We start from the raw sequence: 6,197 nt of genomic DNA on the forward strand, positions 1-6,197 counted from the left end.
TTAATCTAAAAGTACCGCGCCTGCATGAAAAAATTAATTGTTGCTCGTGATCATCATGATGATTCACACCTGCCAAGCCATTTGCACCCTGTTATTAAACAAATTTATGCCAGCCGCCAAGTTAATCATGCCGATGAGCTAAATAATAGCGCAGCCACTTTACATGACTTCAAATTATTTAAAGACATAGATAAAGCCACCGCTTTACTTCAACATGCTCTGCGAGCGCAAAGTAAAGTGCTGATCGTGGGTGATTTTGATGCCGATGGCGCAACCAGCACCGCTACCTTAATGCAAGGCTTAGCGATGTTTGGTTTTGCTCATTTAGATTATTTAGTGCCAGACAGATTCAGCTTAGGCTATGGTTTAAGTCCCGCGTTGGCCGAGCAAATAGTCACTATGGCACCAGATCTAGTGATTACTGTTGATAATGGTATTTCCTGTATTGCTGGCATCGCAATTGTAAAAGCCGCGGGCATTAAAGTGCTGGTTACCGATCATCACTTGCAAGGCGAACAACTACCCAATGCTGACGCTATCGTTAACCCTAATCGCCATGATTGTGAGTTTCCATCAAAATCAATCGCAGGAGTCGGGGTTGCATTTTATTTATTGATTGCGCTTAGAAGTGCATTGCGTGATGTTGGTCATTTTGCGCAGCAACCACCGCCTAACTTAGCCGATCTGCTTGATATTGTAGCGCTAGGTACGGTTGCTGATGTGGTGGCACTGGATGCCAATAATCGCACCTTAGTTCACCAAGGTCTAGCGCGAATTCGTAGCGGCAAAACACGCCCAGGTATTACAGCGCTGATTGAGGTCGCTAATCGTAACGCAGCGCGTTTAAGCGCCAGTGATTTTGGTTTTTCGCTTGCACCACGCTTAAATGCCGCTGGGCGTTTAGATGATATGAGTTTAGGCATAGCTTGCTTACTGGCTACTGATATCAATCAAGCGCGACGCATAGCCGCTGAGCTGGATAGTTTAAACCATGAGCGTCGAGAGATAGAGCAGGGCATGCAACTTGAAGCACAAGCCGTGCTAGATAGGCTTGCTTTTAGCGATGAACAAACACCTGATGCTATCTGTTTATATCAAGAAGACTGGCATCAAGGTGTGATCGGTATTTTAGCGGGACGTTTAAAAGAGAAATACCACCGCCCAACAGTAATTTTTGCTGGTGGCGACAACGGTGAAATAAAGGGCTCTTGCCGCTCGATTGAAGGCTTGCACATGCGTGACTTGCTTGAGCGCTTAAATACCTTGCATCCACATTTGATCAGTAAATTTGGTGGTCATGCTATGGCGGCCGGTCTGAGTATTAATGAGCAGCACTTTAGTGAGTTTAAACGTGAGTTTGAGCAGGCGGTAAGTGGGCAGCTAAGTGAAGAGCATAAACGCTGTATTATCTTAACCGATGGCGAGCTTGCTGATGACTGCTTTAGCATGGAGTTTGCAAATGTACTCAAACAAGCAGGGCCATGGGGGCAGCAATTTCCAGAACCCGTGTTTGAACACACTTTTGAACTCGTACAGCAGCGCATTGTTGGTGAAAAGCACTTAAAGCTGGTATTAAAACACCGTTCAGGGCGTTTGGTTGATGCTATTGCCTTCGGTATTGATGTGCGCGAGTGGCCTGATACTGAAGCGCGCTTGGTGAAATTGGCCTATCAGCTCGATATCAATGAGTTTAGAGGTAAATTTTCATTACAGTTAATTGTCCGTGAGCTGCAAAAAGTAGCTTAAAAAATATCTATTATCGATGCATAAAGTACTAATAAAACGCACGGTTTTTTGTTAAAATCGGGCGTTTTATTATTTAAAGCGAAATTTAAATAATTATTAGCATAATTTTACCTGGCGATTAGCCGCGTAAACCAGCCATTTTGGAGTAATGTACATGTTTGAAGTGAATCCTGTGATTAATCAAATCAAGGAAATTCGCGAACGTACTGAACTGCTTCGGGGGTACCTTTGACTACGCTCTTAAACAAGAACGTTTAGAAGAAGTTAACGCCGAACTTGAAGATTCAGCCGTATGGAATGAGCCCGAGCGAGCACAAGCACTAGGTCGTGAAAAGTCAGCATTAGAAGCGGTTGTTGAAACTATCGATAATCTAGTAACTGGTACTGACGATGTTGAAGGGTTGCTTGAACTTGCAGTTGAAGCAGAAGATGAAGAGACCTTCAATGAAGCACAAAGCGAACTGACAGACCTAAACGAACAGCTTGAAGGTTTAGAATTTCGTCGCATGTTCTCTGGCGCACATGACGCAAATGATGCTTACCTTGATTTACAATCAGGCTCAGGCGGTACAGAAGCTCAAGACTGGTGTAACATGTTATTACGCATGTATTTACGCTGGGGTGAAGCCAAAGGCTTTAAAGTTGAACTGGTAGAGGCCACTGACGGTGATGTTGCCGGTATTAAAGGCGCAACCGTGCGCTTTGTTGGTGAATACGCGTATGGCTGGTTACGTACAGAAACTGGGGTTCATCGTTTAGTACGTAAAAGCCCATTTGATTCAAGTGGCCGTCGTCATACCTCGTTTGCTTCTGCATTTGTTTATCCAGAAGTTGACGATAATATTGAGATTGATATTAATCCGGCTGATTTACGTATCGACGTATACCGTGCATCAGGCGCGGGTGGTCAGCACGTAAATACCACAGAATCTGCGGTACGTATTACCCACGTACCGACAAATACGGTAGTGCAGTGTCAGAACGAACGCTCTCAACATAAAAATAAAGCACAAGCGATGAAGCAGTTAAAAGCGAAGTTATTTGAGCTTGAGCTACAGCAGCAAAATGCTGAAAAGCAAACCCAAGAAGATGCCAAATCTGACATCGGCTGGGGCAGTCAAATACGTTCATACGTACTTGATGATGCGCGCATTAAAGATTTACGTACCGGCGTTGAAAACCGTAATACCCAATCGGTACTTGACGGCAATTTAGATAAATTTATTGAAGCCAGCTTAAAATCTGGCCTATAACCACCAAGCTAAAAAAGAGCTAAAAAATGACTGATCAAATCCAAGACGAAAATAAGTTAATCGCTGAGCGTCGTGGCAAATTAGACGCTATTCGCGCCAATTGCCCTGCTAACGGTCATCCAAATCAATTCCGTCGTGAGCATTACACGGCAGACTTACAGGCCGAGTTTGGTGATAAGAGTAAAGAAGAATTAGTAGAGCTTAACCACGTTGTGTCTATCGCGGGTCGTATCCTAGCTAAACGCGGACCATTCTTTGTAATTCAAGACATGAAAGGTCGTGTGCAAGCGTATGCATCAAAAGATGTCCAAAAAGATCTGAAAGAAAAATACGGTCAATTAGACACTGGCGATATCATTGGTGTTAAAGGCGCGCTTAATAAATCAGGTAAAGGCGATTTATACGTAGAAATGACAGAGTATCAATTACTGACTAAGTCACTACGTCCACTTCCTGAAAAATTCCATGGCTTATCTGATCAAGAAACTAAATACCGCCAACGTTATGTTGATTTGATCACTAATGAAGCAACCCGTGAAACGTTCCGTATTCGTTCACAAGTAGTTGAAGGTATTCGTCGCTTCTTAGCAGATCGTGACTTTATGGAAGTTGAAACGCCAATGCTACAGGTTATCCCTGGTGGTGCATCTGCGCGTCCATTCGTGACTCATCACAATGCACTTGATATCGATATGTACTTACGTATTGCACCAGAGCTTTACTTAAAACGTTTAGTAGTAGGTGGTTTTGACCGTGTATTTGAAATTAACCGTAACTTCCGTAACGAAGGGTTATCAACGCGTCACAACCCAGAATTCACTATGATCGAATTCTACCAAGCCTACGCTGATTACATTGACCTGATGAACATCACCGAAGACATGTTGCGTACTGTTGCGACTAACGTATTGGGTAGCCCAATTGTGGTTAATACGACTAAAAACGAGAACGGCGAAGTGGTTGACTCAGTAGAGTATGACTTTGGCCAACCGTTTACCCGTTTAAGTATGGCGGATGCGATTTTAAAATATAATCCTGAGTTTAATGCTGCAGTATTCAATGATCCAGAAAATCACTTTGACGAATTAAAAGCGTACGCAAAGCAAGTGCACGTTAAAATTCCTGAAAATTGTGTGTGGGGCCCAGGTAAGTTCTTATGTGAAATATTTGAAGAAACAGCAGAGCACATGCTTATTCAACCTACTTTCATCACCGGTTACCCGTGGGAAGTATCACCACTTGCTCGTCGTAACGATGAAAACCCATTTGTTACTGACCGTTTTGAATTCTTTGTTGGTGGCCGTGAGCTTGCAAATGGTTTCTCTGAGCTTAATGATGCACAAGATCAAGCTGAGCGCTTTACTCGCCAAGTGGAAGAAAAAGACGCCGGCGATGATGAAGCAATGCACTACGACGAAGATTACATTCGCGCGCTAGAGTATGGCCTTCCGCCTACGGCAGGTGAGGGGATTGGTATCGACCGTTTAGTGATGCTATTTACTGACTCATCAACAATTAAAGATGTTATCTTGTTCCCGCATATGCGCCCACAAGCTGACTAATGCTATGTTAGATTAAGTTGATATTATAAACGCCGCTTTAATAGCGGCGTTTTTGTGTCTGTAGCGGGTCCCGTCAATGGAAATTATACTGGCAATAATAAAATTTTAATTTTAACGTATTGAATTATGTGAAAATAAAAATTAATTATATAAAATCATCAAAATGAACGAGCATTATTTCTAAATTTAGCTAAACTATTGACTGAAAAAACAGCATAAAGCATGGTTTTTTAAACTCGCGTCAATCTAAAGGGCTTATATAAACGGATTTTATATGAAAGATAATAAACCTGATTCACCCTCTGAAGTACTCAGTATTGAATTACAAAGAGAAACCTATTATCGAGCATGTATTGCTGAATTTCAGCAATTAGGCTACCAAGATCAATATCTCGAACAATTAACTGACGAATTAGTGCCTGTTCTCGGTGTATCCGCTGATATTAAAACCTCTTAATTTGATTAACGATTAAACAAAGTTGACTCTTTTTTGGCTGTTATGGGTGTTCTCTAACCATACAGTTACTTTAAACAAGAAAAGTGTTTGACATATTTTCTGAAATCTTTATTATACGCCCCACAAGACGGAGAGGTGGCCGAGTGGCCGAAGGCGCTCCCCTGCTAAGGGAGTATAGGGTTTGTAGCTCTATCGAGGGTTCGAATCCCTCCTTCTCCGCCATTTATTTTATAAATGGTTATCTTGTAAAGTAAAGAATGGGCGCATAGCTCAGCTGGATAGAGTACTCGGCTACGAACCGAGCGGTCGGAGGTTCGAATCCTCCTGCGCCCACCATCCTTTACACACTCTGCTTAGAGTTTAAATAAGCAAGTAAAAGTGATTGGTTTAGTAAACCAAGCGGTCGGAGGTTCACTCTTTGAAGATACGTCCTGCGCCCACCATCTTTTACACACTCTGCTTAGAGTTTAAATAAGCAAGTAAAAGTGATTGGTTTAGTAAACCAAGCGGTCGGAGGTTCACTCTTTGAAGATACGTCCTGCGCCCACCATCATTTACTTATTAGTAAGAAACTCGAATTAGAGTATAAAAAAGTGGGCGCATAGCTCAGCTGGATAGAGTACTCGGCTACGAACCGAGCGGTCGGAGGTTCGAATCCTCCTGCGCCCACCACTTTTATTTACTACTGAGAGTTATATTAGTTATTGCATACTAATATGTCAGAGAAGACATTAAAATCGAAATAGAATGTGGGCGCATAGCTCAGCTGGATAGAGTACTCGGCTACGAACCGAGCGGTCGGAGGTTCGAATCCTCCTGCGCCCACCACTTTCTATTAGTGTTAATTTATAAAGAGCCCGACACATGGTCGGTTTTTTTATTTTTAAAATTCGTAATAAGCTTTGTTATTAATTAGCTTAATGCGTCAGTCAAAGTAAGACTTTAAAATCAAAATAGAATGTGGGCGCATAGCTCAGCTGGATAGAGTACTCGGCTACGAACCGAGCGGTCGGAGGTTCGAATCCTCCTGCGCCCACCACTTTCTATTTAAAGGTAACCGACGAGAGTCGGTTTTTTTATGCCTGAAATTTGCTGTAGGCTCGGGTTTATCCCGCGCTTTTTAAAGTTGAAACCACCAACCGAGTGGTCGAAGGTTCACTCTTTGAAGATACGTCCTGC

4 protein-coding genes and 5 tRNA genes are annotated in these 6,197 nt (G+C 42.7%); all 9 read left to right on the forward strand.

Features of this window, described 5'->3' with window-relative positions; genetic code table 11:
- The first annotated feature begins 24 nt into the window (after positions 1-24).
- Positions 25-1,746 (forward strand): single-stranded-DNA-specific exonuclease RecJ, encoded by a 1,722-nt coding sequence (gene recJ, locus H5201_RS10760; protein ID WP_182784557.1) that lies wholly within the window; start codon positions 25-27, stop codon positions 1,744-1,746.
- A 154-nt stretch (positions 1,747-1,900) separates the two neighbouring features.
- A protein-coding gene (gene prfB, locus H5201_RS10765; RefSeq protein ID WP_145240838.1) for a peptide chain release factor 2 occupies positions 1,901-2,999 on the forward strand; the annotation gives its coding sequence in 2 pieces (ribosomal slippage) (positions 1,901-1,975 and positions 1,977-2,999; 1,098 coding nt in all).
- A 26-nt stretch (positions 3,000-3,025) separates the two neighbouring features.
- The gene (gene lysS, locus H5201_RS10770) at positions 3,026-4,561 is read left to right on the forward strand and encodes a lysine--tRNA ligase (RefSeq protein WP_145240841.1); all 1,536 of its coding nucleotides are present in this window, start codon (positions 3,026-3,028) and stop codon (positions 4,559-4,561) included.
- A gap of 274 nt (positions 4,562-4,835) precedes the next feature.
- Positions 4,836-5,018, forward strand: a complete 183-nt coding sequence (locus H5201_RS10775) for a hypothetical protein (RefSeq protein ID WP_145240843.1) — start codon at positions 4,836-4,838, stop codon at positions 5,016-5,018.
- Positions 5,019-5,147: 129 nt separating this feature from the next.
- Positions 5,148-5,240 (forward strand) — tRNA-Ser (locus tag H5201_RS10780).
- A 37-nt stretch (positions 5,241-5,277) separates the two neighbouring features.
- Positions 5,278-5,354: transfer RNA gene (locus H5201_RS10785), tRNA-Arg, on the forward strand.
- A 259-nt stretch (positions 5,355-5,613) separates the two neighbouring features.
- Positions 5,614-5,690: transfer RNA gene (locus H5201_RS10790), tRNA-Arg, on the forward strand.
- 79 nt (positions 5,691-5,769) lie between these two features.
- Positions 5,770-5,846 (forward strand) — tRNA-Arg (locus H5201_RS10795).
- A gap of 134 nt (positions 5,847-5,980) precedes the next feature.
- A tRNA-Arg gene (locus H5201_RS10800) sits at positions 5,981-6,057 on the forward strand.
- Positions 6,058-6,197: the final 140 nt, after the last annotated feature.

The organism is Pseudoalteromonas sp. SG43-6 (genome assembly GCF_014164365.1).
In the GTDB taxonomy this organism is placed as follows: domain Bacteria; phylum Pseudomonadota; class Gammaproteobacteria; order Enterobacterales; family Alteromonadaceae; genus Pseudoalteromonas; species Pseudoalteromonas rhizosphaerae.